Here is a 22,402-nt window from a genome sequence, read left to right on the forward strand (position 1 = left end):
CGAGCTTGCTGGTGAAATTAATAACTCTATGCCTGATTATGTTATTAACCGTGCAATGCAAATTTTAAATGATGACGGAAAAGCACTTCGTAATTCAAAAGTACTTTTACTAGGCGTAGCTTATAAAAAAGATATCGATGATATGCGTGAATCTCCATCATTAAAATTAATCGAACTATTAATCCAACAAGGTGCAGATTTCAAAACAGTTGATCCACATGTAGAAAAATTCAGAGTGAACGGCGAAACATTAGAAACAACTGAATTAACAGATGAACTATTGGAAGAGGCAGATATCGTTATTTTAGCGACAGACCATACTGCATTTGACTATGCGAATATCGCTCAAAAATCAAAAGTAATTTTTGATACGCGTAATGCATTCAAAGGTATTGAAATGCCAAATCGTTATATCAAACTGTAAGGGGCTGTTAATATGAACTTTATACATGAAACTGCTGAACTAGGAGAAAATACAACAGTTGGTCATTTTTCTGTAATAGAAGAAGGGGCAAAAATTGGTGCCAATGTTCGCATTGGTAATCGAGTAACAATCCATGCTGACTCTATTATTGGAGATGGTACGACAATTGATGATGGAGCGGTAGTTGGAAAACAACCAAAACCAGCAAAAACTAGTACGATGCAAATTACAAAAGAAATTCCTCCGCTTAAGCTAGGCAAAGAATGCACAATCGGAGCAAACACAATTGTCTACCGTGGAGCAATAGTTGGAGAAAGTACATTAATTGCTGATTTAGCAACTGTTCGTGAAGATGTAGAAATTGGATCTTTCGTTATAATCGGACGCAATGTTACAGTAGAAAACTTTGTAACAATTGGTGACCGTACGAAAATTCAATCGAACTCTTATATTACAGCACACTCTACTTTAGAAGATCATGTGTTCATCGCACCTTGTGTGACAACAACAAATGATAATTTCATGGGTAGAACAGAAGCTCGTTTTGACAAGATCAAAGGTGCAACTGTGAAAAGAGGAGCGCGAGTTGGCGGGGCATCTATTATCCTTCCAGGAATTACAGTAGCAGAAGAAACATTTGTAGCTGCTGGCGCGTTAGTAACAAAAGATACAGAAGAAAAAACATTGATTAAAGGGTTCCCTGCAAAATTTATGAAAAATGTACCTGAGGAGGAACTTCTCTAAGTGTTTTCTCAGCTAAAACGTTTAGGAGCGGATTCGCTCCTTTACGCATTTATGAATGTAGGCACGAAACTAATAGCTTTTATCCTCTTTCCGTTGTACGCCCATTATTTAGTTGATACATCGCTAGTTGGTTTGCTTCAAATGGTAGATACGACTGTATCTATGCTTACCTTCCTAGTGATATTCGGAACTGACTCTGCTTTAGCTTTTTATTATTTCGAGTATAAAGATAAAGCAACACGTGAAAAGTATGTGCGCTCGGTTATGACATTCCGTCTCTCCATAGTTGTCTTACTTTTTGTCGTGTTTTTAATCGGTGGAGATTGGCTTTCTGCTTTAATTTTAGAATCATCGGGTTATTCTCAGCTATTTTATATTGCTCTAGGTACACTAGGTTTAGATACAATTGTTACACTAGTTTTAACTATTCTAAGATATGAGTTTCATACTAAAAGAGTGGTCTTTACAACAATCGGAAAAATGCTATTAATAGCCGTTGTTTCCGTCCTTTTCTTGATGTTTGTTTGGACTTCTTTAGAAGGTATACTTGTAGCTCGTTTACTCAGTGTAGCTATGATCGTCTTAGTTCTTATAAAACCTGTTAGAGTATATTTGAAGCCATTGTTTGATAAGGCTATCTTAAAGAAAATCTTAGTATACGCAGCTCCGTTAGTGCCTGCATCTTTAGCCTTTTGGATTATTGCTAATGCCAATAACTTCTTTATACGAGCTTATGGGACATTAGACGATGTGGGGATTTATGGGACAGCTATTAAGTTTGCAACCTTTATCACCTTATTGACTAGTGGGATACAGCTAGCCTGGAGACCATTTTCTATGTCATTGAAGGATAAAAAAGATAGCCCCCAATTATTTGCTACTTTATATGCGGCATTTTTATTAATTGGTAGTTTTGGAGTTTTAGCTTTAGCAACCTTTATGCCATGGATTATTCTAGTCATGCCAGAGAATTTTAGAATTGCCTTTCAATACGTAGCACCGATATCCATTGCAACATTTTTAAGTTTTTACTATATGATTGTTTCCACAGGGATATTTTACTCTAAACAGACAAAACATATTTCTATAGCATTTGGAATTGCTGCAGCTGTATCGATCATATTGAATTTTGTGTTTGTTCCACAATTTACTATTTGGGGAACTGTCATTTCTTATATTGCAGCGTATTTCTTAGCCTTATTTATGGTATTCCGTAAAAGTCAAAAACTATATTACGTGCCTTTTTCAGGGTTTAAAATGGCTTGGACCATTGTATGGCTAATAGCAGCAACCCTGTCAATTGTATATATTCAATTACAGAATTTAAATAGTTGGCTAATCTTAGGAGTATGGATTGTATTCATGATCCTAGTATTGATCGTTCGAATGGACAAATATTTTGTGAAAAGAAAATAATGGGGGATAAAGACATGGCGAACAAATGTAAACTTAACCTTAGGCATAAAGAATTTTATCCTATACAAGGCGCTGGGTATGAAGGTTTTTTTAGAGGTTATTTCTACTATGAAAATCAATATGTCACCCATGAAAATTTTGTAGATATAGTGAAAGAAGCGTCATCTGAAGAAATTACAAAGTGGAATGGTGAATTTGCGCTTATTCTACAAACGGAAGACGAAACTACTTTGGTTACAGATAAGAAAAGAACCATTCCATTATTTTATTCGAAACATGAAACAAACAGTTGGATCGTGCAAGATTTTATAGAACCAAAACCATCAATGTCTATTCGCAAAGACTCGGAAGAAGAACTTTTATTAGCTGGCTTTGTGAGCGGTGATAAAACATTATTTGATGGATGGTATCAACTTGAGGTAGCCTCTATTGTTCATTTAAAAGAAAATGCTTCTAAGTATTGCTATTACTCGTACGTTACAGAAAAGGATCAGGATTCCTTAGATAATTTTGCTGAAGAGTTAGCTCATATTCTACATCATATATTCGACGATTTAGTAGAAAGACTAGACGGACGCAAAATTATTCTCCCATTAAGTGGTGGGTATGATTCTCGAATCGTCGCTTTACTATTAAAGGATAAAGGTCTTTCTGATTCTATTATTACGTTTACATATGGCAGACCAGGAAATGGAGAAGCGACGGTTAGTAAACAAATTGCCGACCGTTTAGGCTTACAGTGGAAGTACTTTGCTTACGATAAGGCAATGTGGGAAGAATTATATAAATCGAAGCTTTGGAAAGACTACGTAGTGTATGCGTGTAATGGAACCTCCGTAGCCCACTTGCAGGACTTCCCAAGCACAAAATTATTGGTAGAAGAAGAGGGCTTGGAAAACGCAGTATTCATACCTGGTCATTCTCTCGATTTTTTAGGGGGCAGTCATTTGCCTTATGAAGCAATTCTAGATAAAGAATTTACTTCACAGGAAGTAGTGGACTTCATAATTCCAAAGCATTTTCGATTATGGCAATTAGAAAACGGGCTAAGCCATACAACTAGCGATATCGGTAAATCGGTAACAAAAGACGTCTCATCCTACAAAACACTAACGAATGAACGAGTAACTTCTATAATAGATGAATGGAACTGGAAAGAAAGACAAGCTAAATTCATCATTAACTCTGTTCGAGTGTATGAATATTTCGATCAAGATTGGACGCTGCCTTTATGGGATGATCGGTTAATTTACTTCTTTAGTAAGATACCTGCTGATTTGAAATATAAAAAGTATTTGTATGACTTCGCATTACATAAAATGTATCCCGATTTTTATCCGTTACCACCAAAACCAGGTGCTGAAAATTCATTGAAAAATAAATATGGCGTATTATACCCTCTTTTAAGGAAAGTGTATCGTAAACGAAAATTGTATAGACAATATTTCGAAGAACCTATGGAATGGTATGGAATCTATCCAACCTATAAACAATATAAACAATCTCTTTCTTTTAAAAGAAATGGTACAAAGTATACACACCCATATAATATAAATGCATTTATAGCCAAAGATATGATTCAAATGATGAAGGAGCTGGCGAAATGAAAGTCTTAACAATATTAGGAGCAAGACCTCAATTTATAAAAGCTGCAGCAGTTTCCCGCGTAATCCGCGAAGAAGTGACAGAGCTTATCGTACACACAGGGCAACACTATGATGCCAATATGTCGGATATCTTTTTTGAAGAGTTGAATATTCCAAAACCAGATTACCATCTAGGAATTGGTTCAGGAAATCACGGTAAACAAACAGGTGAAATGTTAGCTAAAATTGAAGATATTATTTTAACTGAAACGCCGGATTATGTGCTAGTTTATGGTGATACTAACTCTACACTTGCAGGTGCACTTGCCGCGGCTAAATTACATGTTCCGATTGTTCATATCGAAGCGGGACTTAGAAGCTTTAACAAGAAAATGCCAGAAGAAGTAAACCGCATTTTAACAGACCATGTATCAACATTACTTCTTTGTCCAACAGAAACAGCTATCCAAAACTTAACAAACGAGAATATCACGGATGGCGTCTATAATGTGGGAGACGTTATGTATGATGCAGTTTTATACAATAAAACACTTGCAGAATCTACTTCCACTATTTTAGACCGTGAAAATTTAAAAGCAAAAGATTATTTATTAATCACGATTCATCGTGCTGAAAACACAGATGATGTAGATCGTATGCAATCTATTTTAGATGCATTTAGTCAAATTTCAGAAACAAAAGTATGGCCAATCCATCCACGTACGAAGAAAAAATTAGAGGATTACGGCTTTAAGCTGGATCAAATTCCTAATTTAAAAGTTATCGAACCAGTCGGATATTTAGATATGCTTTCACTAGAAACAAGTGCAAAGAAAATCGTAACAGATTCTGGCGGAGTGCAAAAGGAAGCATATTTTGCAGAAGTTCCTTGTGTCACTGTTCGTGACCAAACGGAATGGGTTGAAACATTGATCGAGGATGCAAATATTTTAACAGGTACAGATACAAACAAAATTGTAGAAGCTGTACAAAAACAAGTTTCGCCTTCTTATACACCTGTATTCGGAGACGGAAAAACAGCAGAGAAAGTATTAGCTTTACTGAAGGAAAAATCTATTTAATTCGGCATGGGGCAAACCCCAGCCGAATTAAATGGAAGCCTCCGGCGGATGCCACAGATTTTTTTGAGGGATTAAGGAATGCAGTCTAAGGCCACGATCTCGTTAAAATCTAGGCACAATTACGCCGAGACGTAATTGATGAAAATAAAGTAGGTGTGAGCATTGTTAATTTTTAGCATATGGCTCTTTACTGTGGTGGCTTCCACATACCTTTTTAAGAAGGTTTCTGGAAGCCTTTCTCTTGTAAAGCCAAATATGATTACCATTATATATTATTATTCTTTCCTTATCTCCAGTTATATTGGCGGATTATTAATAGCTTTAGGAATAGATGATTACTATATGATCAAAAGAATGGACCATGAGGAATATCGAATCATTGGATTTGTTTTATTGACGATATTAATGATTTTGTTCCCACTTACGCAATTGGTTGTAGGAAGAATTTTAGGTTTTAATGCACCATTAGAATTTGATCGTTACCTACATGAACCCGTTCGTACAAGTGTAGATAAGAACCAACGTATTTTTAGACTTGCTTTTTCGGCACTTGCTGCCATTTCTGTTTTGGCAGTTGCCTTTACCTTATTAAAAACGAATACGGTTCCAATATTCGAGCTGCTAAAAGGAAATGTGAAAGATCTTGCACAGATGAGAATCGATGCAGCTAGAGGATTTAGCGGAATTTCCGTCTATATTCGTAATATATTCGGGATTGCTCTCACTCCTGTATTATCCATTATTGCTTTTGTGTATGCTACGCAATCAAAAGCATTATATTGGAAAGTAGTATTCTTCATGCTGTTTGTTTCTTCTGTGTTAATTTCCATTTATGATTTAGCTAAATCGCCTATTTTCTTTTATATCATTATGCTGTTACTCGCAGCTGTGTATACGGGGCGTTTAAAATTGAACTGGAGAAGAATAAGCGGATATATATTAGCAGGTAGTAGCCTATTAGTGGTTATGTATGTTGCTATTCAAGGCGTGACAGAAGTAAAAAGCTTCTTGTCATATAATTCTGGTCCAATCGGTCGAATTATTTTAGCGCAAATTTCTCCATTCTTTTTACATTTGGATACTTTTTCTCATTCTATCGCTTTACTGGAAGTAAAAGGGTTACCTTCCTTTATCGCTAAAATCTTTGATGTGGAACAAGTTCGTTCCGCGCGTATGGTAATGGAAAATGTCTTCCCAGAAAATATAGATAAAGGTACTGGCGGAGTGCTAAACACGATATTCTTAGGTGAAGCGTTTGCCTCTTTTGGTTATTTAGGCGTTATTATAGCAATTATTTACATTGCCATCGTCATCCAATTACTTTATATTGTATTTTTACGTTTACCGAAAACACCAGTTGTCCTTGCATTATTCATTTATTTCACGATTAACATTCCAAGAACGCTTGTTGGAGGAGTTTCTGACTTCTTCTTTAATCCGATTTGGATCATGTTAACCGTTGTTTTAGGTGGATTGTTCGTACTAGAAGGATATTTTCACATCATTTGGCGCTTCGTCATGAATATCAGGAAGAAAAGAGTGAAGGCATGAAAAATATCATTATTTATTATCCTTTTACGGTTGCAGCGAATCCAAAAAGTGGTTCCGCGATTCGTCCAGTGGAGATGATCAAAGCATTTGAAGCATACGCGAAAAAAAATGACCTAGAGCTTCACATTATATCTGGAACGAGTACGGAACGTCGCCAGCAGTGGAACAAATTAGTAGAAGAGAAAAAATACGAGCAGACATTATTCTGTTACTCAGAAAACCAAACGATTCCATTATGGCTGACTGATCCTGGACATATACCGAAAGACTGGAAAATCGATAAAGATGTTTTTCAAACTTTAAAGAAACATCATGTCCCGATTGGCGTCTTTTATCGTGATGTCTATTGGAAGTTCGATGAGTTGTATTCGTTAAAGGGCTTGAAAAAATTCATCATGCAAACTATTTATAAAAAGGAAGAAAAATTTTACGGCAAATATATGCATACTATCTTTTTACCGAGTGACGCGATGGGCAAATATGTGAATATAAACACAGCTAAAATGGCGTTACCTCCTGGAGGACGATTCACGGAGATCAAAACGAATAGTAATGCTATCGGAAAGCCGTTTAAAGGCATATACGTTGGTGGTATTAATAATGATGATTACGGTCTACCTACTTTAGTAGAATCGTTTGCATTGCTAAATAAAGACGGCATAAAAGGTGAGCTAGTCATCGTCTGTCGAGAAGATGAATATACAGAGCTTAGTGATTCAGATAAAGAAAAACTAGCAAAACCGTATATCGATTTGAAGCATGTAAGTGGTGCAGAGCTTCAGCAAGTTTATACAGAAGTAGATTTTGCGTTTATACCGCGAAAAAGATCGATTTATAACGATTTTGCGGTTCCTATCAAGTTAGTAGAATATTTAACAGCAGGACTTCCAATTATTGCGACTAATTGTTCTGCACAAGAAGATTTTATCCTGTCAGGTCCTTACGGAGTAATCACCGAAGACGATGCAGCGAGCCTTGTCCAAGGGATGCAAGATATCCAGCCACATTTTGAAACGTATAAAAGAAATATCGAGCAATCATTTTTACAGCAGCATGCATGGAACGAACGTGCCGAACAAGCTGCACAAGCGCTTATAGGAGGTCAACAATGAAAGTTGCATTATTAGCCCCAAGCAGATCAATCCATACGCAAAAATGGGCATTGTTTTATCAATCACAAGGCATTGAGGTAAAAGTATATACATTCAAAGATCATTATTCGGAGGACAATGCTAAACTCGTACCAACGGAGATCCTACCAAAACTACTTCCAAGCAAAGCTTCCTATTTAGCAGCGGCACCTGGTTTGAAAAAAATGCTAAAGGAATGGAATCCAGATGTATTACACGCACATTATGTATCCAGCTACGGATTATTAGGTGCGATGGTTAACTACAAAAAGTATTTCGTTTCCGTCTGGGGTAAAGACATTTTCGTCGTTCCTAAAAAAAGCAAGCTCAATCAAAAACTGATTGAATTTACATTAGATAAAGCAACAGCCATTTTTTCAACCAGCTATGTCATGGCGAAAGAAACAAATCTATATACAAATAAAAAAGTAGAAGTTACACCATTTGGAGTAGATATCGAGCAATTTTATCCTGCCCCAGAAGGGCAAGAGACCGATGATAAAATTATTATCGGAACGGTCAAAGCGTTAGAAGATAAATATGGAATTGCTGATTTAGTAAAAGGCTTTGCTTTATTCCATAAAGAGTTTCCAAACTCTGAGCTTCTCATAACAGGTGATGGACCACAAAGAGCCGAGTATGAGCAACTAGCAAAAGATTTAGGAATAGCAGACGTTACTACATTTACTGGAAAAGTTCCAAATACAGAAGTACCTGCTATTATTCGTAAAATGTCGATTTTTGCTGTACCATCTACAGAGGACAGTGAAAGCTTCGGCGTTGCAGCGGTGGAAGGTATGGCTTGTGGTGTACCGGTTGTCGTATCGAATGTCGGCGGCTTACCAGAAGTAGTCGTTCAAGATGTTACTGGCATCGTGGTCGATAAAAATAGTCCAGACCAACTAGCAACGGCATTTAAAAAACTGGCGAGAAACAGCGATTTACGAGCTGTTATGGGAAAAGCCGGAGTAGCTCATGTGAAAGAGCATTATAGCTGGGTGGATAATGCGCATTATATGCTTTCATTGTATGAAAAATACTGATCAGACTGTTGACAAACGCTTTCATTCTTCGTTACTTGCACATCGTTGTAAGCTCATGAACTTTTAGTTCAATTCGCTTCCGCCTCGTTCTGCGTGCCTCGACTGAAAAGCGTTTTCAAGACAGTCTGATAATTCGAAAGGTGATGGAATATGATAAAAAAGGCAGTCATTCCTGCAGCAGGATTTGGAACGCGTTTCTTACCTGCAACAAAAGCTTTACCAAAAGAAATGTTACCAATCGTAGACAAACCAAATTTACAATACATTATTGAAGAAGCAATTGCTTCGGGAATTGAAGATATTATTATCGTAACTGGACGCAACAAAAAATCGATGGAAGACCATTTTGACAAATCAATCGAATTAGAGCTTCTATTGAAAAATACAGGGAAACATGAATTACTAGAGACAGTTGAAAATATCTCTAACTTAGTGGACATTCATTATATGCGTCAAAAGGAACCACTAGGACTAGGACATGCTATTTTATGTACGAAAAAATTCATCGGCAACGAACCATTTGCTGTTCTGCTACCGGATGATATTATCGATGCAGAAGTACCTGCTTTAAAACAAATGATTGAAAAGTACGAAGAAGTGGAAAGTAGTATTTTAGGAGTCAATGAAGTTCCAGACGAAGACGTTCATAAATACGGAATCGTTGAATATAGTGAATCAGATAATAATTTGTTTACAGTGAAGCGCTTAGTGGAGAAGCCTTCCATTGAAGATGCACCATCTAACCAAGCGATTGTAGGTCGTTATATTTTATCACCAGCCATTTTCGATGAACTAGAAAAGGTACAACCTGATGCAAAAGGTGAGATCCAGTTAACGGATGCAATTGATTCATTGTTAGCAAAAGAATCTATTTACTCTTACATATTCGAAGGTAAACGATATGACGTTGGAGACAAATTTGGATTTTTACAAGCAACTTTTGACTTCGCATTAAAACGGGACAATTTAAGAGAGCCGTTACTTGCGTACTTGAAGAATAAATTGAAAGATTAAAACGGTGAAAGCTATGCGTATCGTATATTTATGTCAACATTTCCCACCTGAAACAGGTGCTCCACAAATCCGAGTATATGAGGTTAGTAAGGAACTACTCGCTCAAGGGCATGATATTCAAGTAGTGACTGCTTTTCCTCATCATCCGCATGGAATTATTCCGGATGAGTATCAAGGGAAAAAATATGAATTTGAAAAATGGGACGGGATTCCTGTCCATCGAACTTGGATTTATCCCTCGAAAAAGGGAACTTTCTATAAACGATTAGTCTCTTATTTTTCCTTCACTTTTAGCTCCTTTTACGGGCTAATGAAAGCAGGAAAAGTGGATGTTATCATTGTAAACTCTCCGCCAATCTTTTTAGGGTTAACTGGCCTACTTAGTGCCAAACTAAAAGGAGCGAAGTTTGTATTCAACGTGGCAGATGTTTGGCCGGAATCTGCTGTGAAGCTAGGACTTGTAAAAAATAAGTTTTTTATAAAGCTTGCGGAGATTTTAGAGTCGTTTTTATACAAACATTCTTGGAAAATTGCTACTGCTACAGATGGTATTAAATCGTATATTATTAATCACTCGCAGCCAGAGGAGAAAGTATTTGTTTTACCAAATGGCGTAAACACAAACTTTTTCCAACCAGCTGAAAAAAATGCAGAATATGTAGAGAAATTCGGTTTACAGGATAAATTTGTCTTTGCCTATGGTGGTAATCTTGGTTATGCACAAGGATTAGAGTTTATATTACATGCAGCGAAAAAAATGCAGGAAACTGTTCCCCACGCACATTTTTTAATCGCGGGAGCAGGCCCAGAAGAAGAAAAACTTCATCAGCTAGCGAAAGAATTAGGCCTGCAAAATCTAACTTTTTTAGGCCATTTACCTTTAAATGAAATGCCAAAGCTCTTTTCGGTGACAGATGTAAGTATCGTGCCATTACGTGATATTGCTTTATTTGAAGGCGCACGCCCATCCAAAATTTTCCCAGCAGCATCTTCTGGTGTTCCGGTGCTCTACTGTGGAAAAGGAGAGAGTGCGAAAATCGTGACTGATAACAATATTGGATTAGTCGCAAAACCGGAAAATGTCGATTCTATCGCAGAAACCATGTTCCAGTTTGTCGAAATGGATGAAGAAAATAGGGAAGAAATGAAACAAAGCGGAAGACAACTTGCGCTAAATGAGTATAGCTGGGTTTCTATTGTCAAAGATCTTTTGCAAAACCTTACGAAGAAGTAATGGTCTTTTCCATATACATCGAGTAAAAATTTATGTATAATTGGTGAGATTATATTTTAACAGTAAAGTAGGGAAGTATTATGACTACTTCACGTCAAAAAAAGCGAAAAACAAAGACGAGAAGAAAAATTTTATATACAATACTTATTATTTCGATGGTTCTTTTCTCTGGAGTTATTGTGTTTGCCACAAATCTATCGCTTCAGACAAAAAATGCAATAAATAAAATATACGAGCCCTTGGAAAAGGATACAAATCCAACAGAAGAGGCAGAAAACAAGATCGAAAGTGCCAAAGCAGAAGACTCTGCATTTACCATATTATTAGCAGGTATCGAAAATGAAGAAAAAGCAAAATATGGTCGAGCAGATGTTTTAATCTTAGCAACAATAAATCCTAAGACAGAAAAAATCTCGTTGGTTAGTATTCCACGAGATTCCAGAGTGTATGTGCCTGACTTAGGATACCAGACTAAAATTAATCACTCCTACGCTTTCGGAGGGATTAACTATACAATCAATACATTGGAAGAAATATTAGATATTCCAATCGATTATTATGTTTCAACAGACTTTCAAGGATTTGAAGATATCGTAGATACAGTAGGCGGTGTCGATGTAGATGTTCCATTTACTTTCAGCGCTCAGCTGACAGGTAGTTTAAAATGGAAGAAGTATACAGAAGGTCCCATGTACTTAAACGGGAACGAAGCGCTTGCTTACGTCCGTATGCGTAAAAAAGATCCTCAAGGGGATGCCGGACGTAATATTCGACAAAAACAAGTTATACAAGAGATCATTAACAAAGCGACAAGCATAAGCAACATTGCCAACATTGATGATATGATTAAAGACGTCGGCAATAACGTCAAAACAAATATTCCTTCTTCGGATTATTTTGGTTTGATCAAGACTTATCAAAACATCAAATCATCACCAATCGAGCAGCTTCAACTAGAAGGTGTGGACACCATGATAAGAGGAACCTCTTATTTCCTGATAGACGAAGAGTCGCTGGAAGAAGTGAAGAAACAACTGCAGCTTAACCTAGATGATTTTGGTCAAAACGCACAAAGTGAAATTAAAACAAAAACTGTCTCAGATTTAACGATAGGACAGTAAAACGAACAGCCTGTAATGGGCTGTTTTTTTTGTGGGCAAATATAGTAGTCGATAGAGTAAAGGTTCTTGCGATTTGGGACCCCTATCTTGCGATTCTCAGAGTGCATTTTGCGATTTGAAACCCTTATCTTGCGATTCTAGGTGGAACTTGCGGTTAGTAGTCCCTATCTTGTTATTCTCGGAGAGGAACTTGCGATTTGGGACCCCTATCTTGCGATTCTTAGAGTGCATCTTGCGATTTGAAACCCTTATCTTGCGATTCTAGGTTGAACTTGCGGTTACAAGTCCCTATCTTGTGATTCTCAGAGAGGAACTTGCGATTTGGGATCCCTATCTTGTGATTCTCAGAGTGCATCTTGCGATTCTAGGTGGAACTTGCGGTTACAAGTTCCTATCTTGTTATTCCCAGAGAGGAACTTGTGATTGGGAATCCCTATCTTGCGATTTGCGGAACCTCTTCTCGAGATTCACTCATACTTTATTGTCTAAAGGGTATGAGCTGGAAAATTTTGGCCCTGAGTCAACCTAAATTGTGTTAATTTTTACAAGTACTTTTGGAAATATATTTCAGCGATTTAGAATCTTGTTACGCTAGAAATCCAGTCAGCAGACATTATGACAGAATTCTATTAAATATATTACATTTCTATGACATTGGATTTAATTACATTAGTTGGATTGTTTTATGGGGATTGGTGCATTAAAATGGAGAAAACACAGGTTTCAAGGAGGAACAAATGAAAAAAGTAATCGCATCATCTGTCTTAGCAACTTCTGTTCTTTTGCCACTTAATCTTCTTGCGAGTGAATCACCAACTGCATATGCCGCTTCGAATTCATCTCTAGTATTAGACGAAATTCAACAAATAGCAGGTACAACACAAAAAATAGGGAAATATGCTGCGAATATGCGCAGTGGTGCAACAACTTCCTATAGCAAAGTTGTTACAATCCCTGCAGGCACTTCTTTGGAAATACTAGATGCATTTACAAATGCGGAAAAAGAAGTGTGGTTTAATGTAGAATATAACGGTAAAAAAGGCTGGGTAACATCGGAATTATTCGAGATAAATGTTACAGCTGGTGAAAGTGGCGTAGTTATTAATGAGCCAGTTAAACCAATCGCTCAAACTGCTGTAAAAGCAGCATCCACATCTAATGGTATTTCTTATGTGGGAACTACACAAAGAATAGGGAAAAATGCGTCGAATATGAGAAGTGGTGCAACAACTTCTTATAAAGTAGTTGCTACAATTCCAGCTGGCACTTCATTGAAAGTACTAAGTGCATTTACAAATGCACAAAACGAAGTATGGTTTAACGTTGAATATAACGGTAAAAAAGGTTGGGTAACATCGGATTTATTTGCATTAAACGCTACAGCTGGCGAAACAGCAACTTCTATGAAAGTTGTACAACAAACAACTGTTCATAAAGGGGCAACTAAAAGTTACGCTGTCGTTTCCACAGTAAAACCTGGGACAACTCTTGTAATCCATCAAGAGTTTACAAATGCATCTAAAGAAAAATGGTTGCAGGTTACTTATGCAACTGGCAAAAAGGGCTGGGTACTTGCTTCTGCATTCGAAGAGTCATCGATAGCAAGCAAAGTAGTGAGTAAAACATCTACTGTTCACTCTGGTGCAACGAAAAGCTATAAAACGGTAGCGACAATTCAAGTTGGAACGAAACTATCTATCCATCAAGAGTTTACAAACGCTTCCAAAGAAAAATGGTATCAAGTGACCTATGCAGTAGGGAAAAAAGGTTGGATACCTGCAGATGCATTTGAAACTGTTTCTACTGTACCCGAAAATCCAACACCTGAAACACCTTCTACTGATGCAAATATTGTAGAAGAGAAAAATAGTTTAAAAGTTTCTGTACCTGTAGCAAATATGCGTTCAGGCCCAGCAATTACATTCGATGTGGTGACACAAGCAAGACAAAACGACGTATTTGATTCAAGTCAATATGCAACGGACGCTAAATCGGAAAAATGGTATAAAGTGAACACGACAAGTGGGGAAGCTTGGTTACATCAATCCGTTGTGTCCATAGGAGATTCTGCTGGAGAAGCACCGATCGTTACACCTGGTGCAGGTGAAAAAGGAACGATTAAACGAGCGAATGCTTTATTATACGCGAACAGCAATTATAATTCGGCAGTTCTACAGGGTCTTGCTAAAAATACAAGCTTTACCGTATTAAACAAATTGAAGGCTTCAGACGGAACTACTTGGATCCAAATTAATGCTGGTGGAAAAGAAGGTTGGATTCCAGACTTCGAAGTAAATGAAAATATCCCAACTAAATATGGAACAAAAACAGCTACTGTCTACAACGGAGCAAGTGCTACTGCGAAAAAAGTAGATACGATTTATTTAAGTACACCAGTTAGGGTACTTCGTACATTGAATGGATGGGTAAATATTGAAACACAAAGTGAAAAACGTGGTTGGATTCAAGCTTCTATGCTTTCCGATATTTCACCGATCCAATTATCAAATGGTCGAACAGAAGTAAGAAATGGACAAAACTATATGGTATGGTCCAAGCCTTCTAAATTCGATATTACTTATTCAACGCCTTCTGCAAATGTTTTACGCATATTTGGTAATCTATCAGATATTAACGAGATTAAATCCTCTGTTACTGGCGTGAAAAGTATGAAAGTAGAGAAAGTATCTGGTGGAACTTCGGTTTTATTGATCACCTTTGACCCTAATTACACTTATACAATTCGAGATTATGATAAAGAATTGACGATTAAAGTTGTAGAAAAAGGATTAGCAGGTAAGAAAATCATCTTGGATGCTGGACACGGTGCAAAAGATCCTGGAGCAGTCGGACCAAATGGAAAAAGAGAAAAAGACGTTGTGCTTGCAACTGCTAAAGCATTACAAGCAGAGCTAGAAGCTGCTGGAGCAGAAGTAGTCTTAACAAGAAGTACAGATGTCTTCTTAGAGTTAAAACAACGCACAGATATTGCAAATAAATCGGATTATGATGCATTCATTAGTCTTCATGCTGATGCATTTAATGCATCTTCAAAAGGCACGACGACGTATTACAATGCGACGGTTAACTTTAACGGTCCGCGTAGCTTGACGCTAGCAAAAAGCATTCAATCGGATTTAGTAAAAGCAATAGGTACGTATAATCGTGGAGTAAAAGAACAAGTATTTTATGTAAATCGTATGAACGAACTTCCTTCTGTTCTTGTAGAACTTGCATTTATATCGAACCCAACAGAAGAAGCACAACTAGCTTCAGCTGCATTCCAGAAAAAAGCAGCAGCAGGAATTCGAAAAGGATTAGAAAACTATTTCAAACAATAAGAGGGAGAAATGTATACGATGAAAAAGAAACTTTTAGCAACGGTTGGTGCAGTACTAGGTTTAAGCTTACTACTTACAATTACAGTGCCTAGTGCGACAAAAGCAAGTTCCAACCTTTTACTTGCTTCTGTGGAATGGGTACAAGCCCAACTAAATCCTATTAATACAAAAGTAACTGCACTAGAAAAAAAAGTGGCTGAACAAGATGCGATTATTAAACAATTACAAAAAGCAGTTGCAGAAGGTGGAGCGGTTGTAACGCCGCCACCAACCACTACACCAGATCCTTCTACTGATCTACCAGCAACGGTATATACGACTGGCAGTAGTGTAAAAGTGCATAGTGGTGCAACTCGTGACTACAAGGTATTAGCAACTTTCGGAGCAAATAAAGGACTAAAAGTTATCGATCAACATAAATCGGCTACCGGTATTTGGTACCGCGTAGAAGTATCTGCTACAGTAAAAGGCTGGGTATTCTCAGGTGATGTTACAACAACAAAACCAAGCAATGTCGTACCATCTGAAGTCGTGGCTAAACAAGCAGTGAATGTTAGAAAAGGTGCTACAACGAACTACAAATCACTTGAATTAGTGGCGAAAGGAACTTCTTTAAAATATTTGGATTCCTTCAAAAATGCTAATGGTGAAATATGGTACAATGTGCAAACCGCTAAAGGAAATAAAGGTTGGGTGCTAAGTACGCTTACTGAGGTGAAATAATTGTTAAAACAACTAATAACTGGTCTATCAGTAGTGGCACTTAGTTTAGCAGTTTCCAATACTGCATTTGCCTACAAGCAAGAAAGCTATTCAAAGCAGGTTCGAGTGGAAGTACACAACGCTTCCACCACTTCGCTTAATCTAACAGGTATTTATAAACTAGAAAACTTAACCACAAAAGAAATGTTTTTCGCATTACCGAATACACCGGTTACTTTTTCGCAAGTGAACGGTGAAGTATCGATTTATCAATCTGGAGCTTCTATGTTCTCAGCGAACGGATTTGCTTTACATGCGTTAACTGGCAATGAAAAAATGGTCGTCTTCACAGCGGATGTCGATGGAAAAAAAGGCGCAACTGCTGACTATGAAACAGTAAAATCCTATAAAGCTTTCCAAGGCGCAAACTTTGTAAATGAATTCACAAATGCAAACGGCGAAGTATGGTATTCGATAACAGACGACCAGGGTGTCTCATCATGGGTACCGAGTACGTATGCAAAAGTAGCGGAAGTTTCATCACTTCCACTTGGAAAAACACCGACTGGCACGCAGTTTCGTGGAAGCTTTAACGTTGTAAAATCTGGTGCAACTGTACAAATAGTAAATCGTCTAGATTTGGAAAACTACTTAAAAGGAGTTATTCCAAACGAATCGTATGCTTCCTGGCACCAAGAAGCACTTAAAGCACAAACGGTTGCAGCTAGAAGCTATACATTAAGTAAAGCAGGCATTTTAAGTAGCACAACAAAAGACCAAATGTACAAAGGCTATACATCCGAACAAAAAAGCACCAATTCAGCTGTTGATGCAACAAAAGATTTAGTAGTGAAATCAAACGGCAAACTCGTACAAGCATATTACTACGCTGCGAGCGGCGGTAAAACAGCGAATATCGGCGAGGTTTGGGACACTGCTCAAGTACCACAATTCGTATCTGTAGATGATTCTATTGAAAAATCGCCATACGATAACTGGACAGTTTCTATACCGAAAGCAAATATCCTGAAGAAGTTCGGATTTAGTAGCACCGATGTTTTGTTAGATGTAAAGCTAACAAAAGGTGGCTCTAACGGAGAAGTAACAGCTGTAACAGCTATCACTAATTCTGGTGAAAAAACCATCAAGGGCAACGAAACAGTTATGAGAAACGTATTTTTAGATGCAAATAATGCATCCTTAAAATCTAGCTGGTATGATATTAGTTTCACAAAACCATCCGGCGTAACTGAAGTTTCCGTACAACAAACAAATGGAACAACCGATGTCTCTTCCTTAACAGGTGCATCTGTACAAACTGCAACGGGTGTGGAAACTATTCCTAGTGGTAATGTTAACATTCAAACAAATGAAGGAATCGTATCAACAACCGGAACAACCGGCGGTATCGATACTGTTACCGTAAAAGGTAAAGGCTTCGGTCACCGCATCGGCATGAGCCAATGGGGAGCAAAAGCCCGCGCCGACGCAGGCTGGACATACGACCGCATTCTGAAGCATTATTACCAAGGTACAACGATAGAGAAGTACTAAAAATATATTTCTAAAACCAAAAAGTAGAGTGAGAATCTAGATGATTCTCTAGCTCTACTTTTTTATATGTATATAGAATTGATGTAATTAGAGCCAGGTGTACTTGGTATGTTAGAGATAAGTGTTTTCAGTGAGATGAGCGATAAGAGATTTTTATAGACGGTGTATTTGAAGAAATAGGAGGAGTATCGCAAAATTGAGTAGCAAAGAGTGCCCGAAATTGTATCTTCAGGCACCATTCTCTATATATGTATGTATTTCTTCTTTCATTAAACTAAACTAGAAGCAATCTGACTCCACTCGTTTCAAGCAGGCGACAGACAAATAACAGCAATATTATTACCAAAAAAAGAGGGACGTGAAGTGGCTTGCCACTTCACGTCCCTCAAAAAAACTTATCTGGTAATAATATTGCCTAAGTTCTGTCCAAATCATGCTAGTAGCGCAGAAGACAAATTGCATTTATGACTTGCTTGCATTCTTCTATTAATAATCTAGTTAAGGCTTAATAAAATTCTCCGTATAATATGGAATAGACCCATATGTCCACTTAGCAAAGAAGACACCCACGCCAACATGTGTATACGCAGTGCTTACAATATTCTTACGATGTCCAAGCGAGTTCATCAACGCCTCATGCGCAAAATAAGCATTCGTATACCCGGTTGCTATATTTTCCCCAGCATTTCTAAAAGTCACACCACCGTTTGCGAGTCGATCAAAAGGCGACTGCCCCTGTAAATTCTCATGACTAAAATACTCATTCGTTCCCATGTCTACACTATGCTTTCTAGCGACCGTTGCCACTTTCGTAGCATTTTGCAAAACAGGAACTCCTTGAACCTTTCTTTCTGCATTGATTAATTCAAATAATAACGTTTCATAACTTGCTTCTAGAGAAGCGGACTTCTTCGGATATAAATTCGGATTTTTATTCATTAATTGATAATCTACTAGGAGAATGGCAGAAATCTTACTGTCATTATGTACATCGATAAAAAAGTTAGCTTCATATTTTGGTAATTGGTAGGTAATGATTTCGACTGGATAAGTATTGCCGGTCGTTTGATAATTCGTACCTAATTTATTTTCTAGTTCGCTAACTGTATTCGAAATTCCAACACCATTCACCTTGTACTGCTTATCTTTTGTATAAAGAGACGCAATTTTATTGTTTAATAAACTGATCGCATAAAAGTTTTGATAGTTTTGGTGATAAATAGAAGTGGAAGCCCCAAATTCATTGGTCACCTTTTTTTGCGCTGTTCCTAGCTTCGTTGAAACAGATGTTGCTGAATCTCCAATCGCTAACGAAGTAGAGACATTCTTTACACAACTCAATTTTTGCTTGGAAGGAGTTTGATACAAAATCGATGCTTCATCCTTAATAACTAAGCCACCACCAAGATGGTAATAGGTAGACTTATTTGCATAGACGCGGTAATTTTCCCCAGGATGAGCAGTTCTTGAAAACTCGAAATTTCCGTTTACATTTTTGTAAATAGTCGTTGGTTTTTGAATGAGCACTCGCCCTATTTGACCAGATTTCAGCTCTACACCATCCCAGTACACAGGAGTTGTACAGGCTGCCGATGAAATCATAGGAGCTACACTTAAACTAAAAAGCAATAGGATTAATATGGACAACTTTTTCATTTCATCACCTCTTATGTAAAAGTATAATTCAATTCACATCAAATTCCAAAAATTCTTTTTCAATAACTTCTATTTTTGCTTGGCCGTTCGTCATTTCTATTATCCAGTTAGTAAATGTCATTTCCTCATTTGCTTTCGTATAAACTAAAAATTCGACGGAATCTGCATAATTTATTTCTTTAAGGGGATAGGAAGAATTTCTTACTTCATTTTCTACCTTACCTAGCCATGTATAATCTACCTGTACTTTCATCAAATGGTGCAACTTTCGCTCTACTACTTTTGCTGCGGCAATCCCTTCTGTTGTGGCTTTTCCATAGGCCCGAATAAGGCCTCCGCCACCAAGTTTGATCCCTCCAAAATAACGTGTGACGACTACTACTGTATCTTTTAACCCTTGTTTTTTTAGCACTTCTAGCATAGGTACACCGGCAGTCCCACTTGGCTCCCCGTCATCGTTCGCTTTTTGGACATTATCATGCTCCCCAATTATGTATGCTGAACAGTTATGAGTAGCATCTCTATGCAGTTGTTTGATATTATTAATGAAATCCTGTGCATCTTGCTCGGTTTCGGCTCGGTTGACATATGTGAGGAAGCGTGACTTTTGAATGAGGACCTCGCTCTCCCCATAACCTTTGACTGTATGGTAATCATTTCTCATAAAAATTTCCTCCCTGTATCATTTGAAATATACTTGTAAAGTAATTTTAATTTATTTTTAGTTATTAAGTGCTATAATAAAGTTTGTCAGCATTTATGAATGGAGACTCATTTACATGCTTAAAGGAGAAAAAAACAGATGACGAAAAAGAATTTGAATACTCAATCGTTAGATGTTATTTTCGATCGAATGGTCGAAGTGATGGATCATTCGAAAAGGGATATATTCATTATAAGCGAACAAAGTCGACAAAGCTTCGAAGAAATGAAAGTTGAGCTAGAAATAATTCGAAGCAACATCGAAGCTGTTATTTTAGAAGGAGATACGCTCGAAGCGAATTCTAGAATAGCGCGCAACCGATTAGCGGAAGTCTCAAAAAACTTTGACTCATACGATGAGCCACAGGTACGTAGTGCTTACGAAACTGCCAACGAAATTCAAATAAAGCTCCTCATTAAACGCAATGAAGAAAAGCAGTTAAGGCTACGAAGAGATGAATTAGAACGCAGATTACAAGGACTTTTAGAAATGATTGAGCGTGCCGATCAACTCGTCAACCAAGTGAATATAGTGATGAACTATTTAACTTCTGACTTAAAAGACGTAGGAGAGGCTTTAGAAAACGCAAAGATTAAACAAGATTTTACTTTAAAAATTATCGAAGCTCAAGAGGAAGAGCGTAAACGACTTTCTCGCGAAATACATGATGGTCCTGCACAAATGCTTGCCAACGTATTACTTAGAACTGATTTGATCAATCTTACATACGAGCAGCGTGGTGGAGACGAAGCGATGAAAGAAATTATCGATCTAAAGTCAATGGTCCGAAATGCACTCTCAGAAGTTCGTCGAATCATATACGATCTTCGCCCAATGGCACTCGATGATTTAGGACTAATTCCGACACTTCGAAAATACATATCTACTATTGAGGAATACAATCCAACGAAAAAGATTAATTTCCAAGCTTTCGGAGAAGAAAAACGAATGCAAACCAATTTCGAAGTAGCCATTTTCCGACTGGTTCAAGAATGTTTGACGAACAGTATTAAACACGGAAAGTTTACGGAAGCATGGGTAAAAGTAGAATGGTTGCAACAAAAGATGAATATTATCGTCAAAGATAATGGGGTCGGCTTTGATCCCCAAGTTGTAAAAGAAAAATCATTTGGTTTAATCGGAATGCAAGAACGTGTGGACTTGCTAGAAGGAACGATGAAAATCATTTCTTCCCCAGGCAAAGGCGCCACTATTTTGTTCGGCATTCCCATAAAAGAAGAATAACTATTGGGTTTTAATTAGGAGGAAATGTACATGACAAAAATTATAATTATAGATGATCACCAACTATTCCGTGAAGGAGTAAAACGCATTCTAGATTTCGAAGACACATTCGAAGTAGTAGCAGAAGGTGACGACGGCAATGACGTGCTTCGCCTTTACGAACAATACATGCCGGATGTAGTACTTATGGATATTAATATGCCGACCAAAAATGGTGTAGAAGCAACAGCAGAGCTATTAGAAAAATTTCCTGATGCAAAAGTAATCATCCTATCCATTCACGATGATGAAACATACGTATCTCATGCCCTAAAAACTGGTGCACTCGGATACATGCTAAAAGAAATGGATGCAAACGCAATCGTCTCTGCTATTAAAGTAGTAGCAAAAGGTGGTTCATACCTACATCCAAAAGTAACACGCAACCTAGTATCAGAATTCCGTCGCCTAAGCGAACGTGAAAACAAAGGAAACTTCCATCAAACAGAAATTCGCCGCCCATTCCACTTACTAACAAAGCGCGAATGTGAAGTACTCCAACTACTAACAGACGGTCAAAGTAACCGCACCATCGGAGAAACACTTTTCATCTCCGAAAAAACAGTAAAAAACCACGTTTCAAGCATTCTGCAAAAAATGAATGTTAATGACCGTACTCAAGCCGTAGTAACCGGCATCAAAAATGGCTGGGTGGAAGTACGATAAACAGATAATGAATCCTCTTGCCTGCGGGCGAGGGGATTTTTTGTTTGGGTGGAGAAGATGGATCTTGCGATTAATAGCCCCTATTTTGCGATTCGGTCCTAGTATCTTGCGATTCGAAGGTGCTACCTTGTGATTCACAAAAAATGTCAGG

At 37.6% G+C, this 22,402-nt stretch carries 18 protein-coding genes; 16 read left to right on the plus strand and 2 right to left on the minus strand.

Annotated elements, in window-relative coordinates; translation table 11 throughout:
• From FG382_RS02995 to FG382_RS03060, 14 genes are all read left to right on the plus strand, one after another.
• Positions 1 to 424, plus strand: a 424-nt coding sequence (locus tag FG382_RS02995) for a UDP binding domain-containing protein (RefSeq protein WP_280525880.1), incomplete at its 5' end; no start/stop codon positions are given.
• Positions 425 to 436: 12 nt separating this feature from the next.
• Positions 437 to 1,168 carry an acyltransferase gene (locus FG382_RS03000; protein WP_142537415.1) on the plus strand — a complete coding sequence of 244 codons (732 nt, stop codon included), beginning with the start codon at positions 437 to 439 and terminating at the stop codon, positions 1,166 to 1,168.
• Entirely contained in the window at positions 1,169 to 2,584 is a 1,416-nt protein-coding gene (locus FG382_RS03005; RefSeq protein WP_142537416.1) for a lipopolysaccharide biosynthesis protein, read from the plus strand. It abuts the gene before it with no gap.
• A gap of 14 nt (positions 2,585 to 2,598) precedes the next feature.
• Positions 2,599 to 4,191 (plus strand): 7-cyano-7-deazaguanine synthase, encoded by a 1,593-nt coding sequence (locus tag FG382_RS03010; protein WP_170206437.1) that lies wholly within the window; start codon positions 2,599 to 2,601, stop codon positions 4,189 to 4,191.
• Entirely contained in the window at positions 4,188 to 5,252 is a 1,065-nt protein-coding gene (wecB, locus tag FG382_RS03015) for a non-hydrolyzing UDP-N-acetylglucosamine 2-epimerase (RefSeq protein WP_142537418.1), read from the plus strand. The genes FG382_RS03010 and wecB overlap by 4 nt, the downstream gene beginning before the upstream one ends.
• 255 nt (positions 5,253 to 5,507) lie before the next feature.
• The gene (locus tag FG382_RS03020; RefSeq protein WP_229677273.1) at positions 5,508 to 6,803 is read left to right on the plus strand and encodes an oligosaccharide repeat unit polymerase; all 1,296 of its coding nucleotides are present in this window, start codon (positions 5,508 to 5,510) and stop codon (positions 6,801 to 6,803) included.
• Positions 6,800 to 7,915 carry a glycosyltransferase gene (locus FG382_RS03025; RefSeq protein WP_142537420.1) on the plus strand — a complete coding sequence of 372 codons (1,116 nt, stop codon included), beginning with the start codon at positions 6,800 to 6,802 and terminating at the stop codon, positions 7,913 to 7,915. Before FG382_RS03020 ends, FG382_RS03025 begins: the two co-directional genes overlap by 4 nt.
• Positions 7,912 to 8,976, plus strand: coding sequence for a glycosyltransferase (locus FG382_RS03030; RefSeq protein WP_142537421.1), 1,065 nt, complete (start codon positions 7,912 to 7,914; stop codon positions 8,974 to 8,976). The genes FG382_RS03025 and FG382_RS03030 overlap by 4 nt, the downstream gene beginning before the upstream one ends.
• A 150-nt stretch (positions 8,977 to 9,126) precedes the next feature.
• The gene (gene galU / locus FG382_RS03035; RefSeq protein WP_142537422.1) at positions 9,127 to 9,990 is read left to right on the plus strand and encodes a UTP--glucose-1-phosphate uridylyltransferase GalU; all 864 of its coding nucleotides are present in this window, start codon (positions 9,127 to 9,129) and stop codon (positions 9,988 to 9,990) included.
• Positions 9,991 to 10,003: 13 nt separating this feature from the next.
• A complete protein-coding gene (locus tag FG382_RS03040; RefSeq protein ID WP_142537423.1) occupies positions 10,004 to 11,224 on the plus strand; it encodes a glycosyltransferase family 4 protein in 1,221 nt (406 codons plus the stop codon).
• A gap of 80 nt (positions 11,225 to 11,304) precedes the next feature.
• Positions 11,305 to 12,345 carry an LCP family protein gene (locus FG382_RS03045; RefSeq protein WP_229677272.1) on the plus strand — a complete coding sequence of 347 codons (1,041 nt, stop codon included), beginning with the start codon at positions 11,305 to 11,307 and terminating at the stop codon, positions 12,343 to 12,345.
• A gap of 737 nt (positions 12,346 to 13,082) precedes the next feature.
• The gene (locus FG382_RS03050) at positions 13,083 to 15,686 is read left to right on the plus strand and encodes an SH3 domain-containing protein (RefSeq protein ID WP_142537424.1); all 2,604 of its coding nucleotides are present in this window, start codon (positions 13,083 to 13,085) and stop codon (positions 15,684 to 15,686) included.
• An 18-nt stretch (positions 15,687 to 15,704) separates the two neighbouring features.
• Complete coding sequence (locus FG382_RS03055; RefSeq protein ID WP_170206438.1) at positions 15,705 to 16,409, plus strand: SH3 domain-containing protein; 705 nt, start codon at positions 15,705 to 15,707, stop codon at positions 16,407 to 16,409.
• A complete protein-coding gene (locus FG382_RS03060) occupies positions 16,410 to 17,942 on the plus strand; it encodes a SpoIID/LytB domain-containing protein (protein ID WP_142537426.1) in 1,533 nt (510 codons plus the stop codon).
• Between the two features lie 498 nt (positions 17,943 to 18,440).
• Here the strand turns inward: FG382_RS03060 and FG382_RS03065 are convergent, their stop codons facing one another.
• Positions 18,441 to 19,598: a CAP domain-containing protein gene (locus FG382_RS03065; protein ID WP_142537427.1), complete on the minus strand. Its 1,158-nt coding sequence runs from the start codon at positions 19,596 to 19,598 to the stop codon at positions 18,441 to 18,443.
• A 28-nt stretch (positions 19,599 to 19,626) separates the two neighbouring features.
• A complete protein-coding gene (locus tag FG382_RS03070; RefSeq protein WP_142537428.1) occupies positions 19,627 to 20,262 on the minus strand; it encodes a YigZ family protein in 636 nt (211 codons plus the stop codon).
• A gap of 138 nt (positions 20,263 to 20,400) precedes the next feature.
• Between FG382_RS03070 and FG382_RS03075 the strand changes: the two genes are divergently transcribed.
• Together FG382_RS03075 and FG382_RS03080 are read left to right on the plus strand one after the other, a co-directional pair.
• Entirely contained in the window at positions 20,401 to 21,546 is a 1,146-nt protein-coding gene (locus FG382_RS03075) for a sensor histidine kinase (RefSeq protein WP_142537429.1), read from the plus strand.
• A gap of 30 nt (positions 21,547 to 21,576) precedes the next feature.
• On the plus strand, positions 21,577 to 22,251 hold the full coding sequence (locus tag FG382_RS03080; protein ID WP_142537430.1) for a response regulator: 675 nt from the start codon (positions 21,577 to 21,579) through the stop codon (positions 22,249 to 22,251).
• Positions 22,252 to 22,402 lie beyond the last annotated feature (151 nt).

The sequence above is a fragment of the Psychrobacillus lasiicapitis genome (assembly GCF_006861795.1).
In the GTDB taxonomy this organism is placed as follows: Bacteria; Bacillota; Bacilli; order Bacillales_A; family Planococcaceae; genus Psychrobacillus; species Psychrobacillus lasiicapitis.